At 67.3% G+C, this 1,445-nt stretch carries 1 protein-coding gene; it reads right to left on the bottom strand.

Annotated elements, in window-relative coordinates; genetic code table 11:
* Positions 1-291 precede the first annotated feature (291 nt).
* A complete protein-coding gene (locus FVA95_RS28715) occupies positions 292-690 on the bottom strand; it encodes a hypothetical protein (RefSeq protein ID WP_149666894.1) in 399 nt (132 codons plus the stop codon).
* Positions 691-1,445 lie beyond the last annotated feature (755 nt).

Below are 1,445 nucleotides of genomic sequence, written 5' to 3'. Positions count from 1 at the left end.
CAGCAACGACTGAACACCCGACAAGGGGGTCAGTCCCAATCCGTCGTTACGGGGTTACTCCCAACCCGCCGTTGACACAGGCACGGTAGTCCGCGTCATCTGCAGCGGTCCCGATCCGGGCGATGCAGTCCGCGCACAGGTCCGCAACCTGCAGCAGCGACCCCTTCCCGCACTCGCGGCATGCGATCAGCTCAGCGACAGGGTCCAGCACGCGGGTCTCGGGCACCGGCCCGGGCTAACCCCGGTGCCCGGCTCGGCCGGGCTGGTGTCCAGGAGGGCCCTGGGAGGGAGTCAGCCAGAACGGTGAGCACTGTGCGCGGCGACTCGGGCGTCCACACCACCGAGCCCAACATCAGCTAGTTGGATCATGCTCTTTCCATCGCAACGTGGGCACACCGTCACGCACGCGATATCACCGCCGCTGAACGCCGAAAGCATCACCTGTAGATCGTGTTCAGCCCCACACCCAGCACAGCGATCGGCCACCGGGCAGTGAGCCTTCTCTGCTTCCCAGTCCAACTCCGGCATCGACAGGTCGAGCCCGTCCAGATCCTCGGACCAGCGATCGCTCAACAGCGGTCCCAGATGGCCACCGCTCGACTGCGCCAGTCGTCCCCCGCGCGCTTTCAGCTTCGCCCGCCGCCGCGCATCCCGATCTGGCTGCCGCACCCGACGCTGCTTCTTCGCCATGGCCCAAGGTTCCCATCAGCCCAGATAGCGATCCAGGCTTGTGACGGCGCCTGTCCTCAGGAGGGGCTTCTCCACCCGGCGCCGTCCTCGGTGCGGTAGGACATCAGGAGAGTCCACGCAGCGCGATGAGCCTGATCGAGACCATCACTGATCTCCGCCAGCAAACGCCGGGCGGTCGGGTCGTCAGCCGCTTCATCGCTGCGTACGAGCTCAGCTGTGATAGCTGCAAGTTGCGTGAGCAGGGTGGCCAGCCCGGCGGAGGCCTCGGGGAGCTGCCCTCCGCCGGCCGGCCCGTCGGGCCCGGTCGGTTGGTCGTGGGTCGGCGCCGGCGTGCACCGTAGAGCGTTCAGCTGGCGGAGTGCGCTGTTGAGCCGTTCTTCGGAGTTCGCGCTCGCCTCAGAGATCCACGCTCCATCATCCGGCATGTGTGTCTCTCTTCAGACTTTCCCTGACCAGCGGAGACAGTCCGACGGCCTCGCCACGCTGAAACTCTAGTCCTGCCACCCACCGGCCCTAAGCAGCCGCAAGGTGGCGGGTGCGGTCGGCTCGTAGAGTGACCGGGTCGCTCCGTGCTCCCCCGCGGCGCGTCCAGCTCATGCTGCGACGACGAGGGGGAACGATCGTGACCGGCCTGCCAGCACCCCGGACCCGGTTCCAGACCGACGTCGCGGGGTGTGCGGTCACGTCCGCTGACGTGGTGGACGAAGACGGCTACCTCGTGAGCCTTCGTCGGTCAAACTACGCGGTGATCGCGG

It is taken from the genome of Pseudonocardia sp. EV170527-09 (assembly GCF_008369905.1).
In the GTDB taxonomy this organism is placed as follows: domain Bacteria; phylum Actinomycetota; class Actinomycetes; order Mycobacteriales; family Pseudonocardiaceae; genus Pseudonocardia.
The sequence above is the reverse complement of the archived record's forward strand: the minus strand, read 5'-3'. Positions and strand labels throughout refer to the sequence as shown.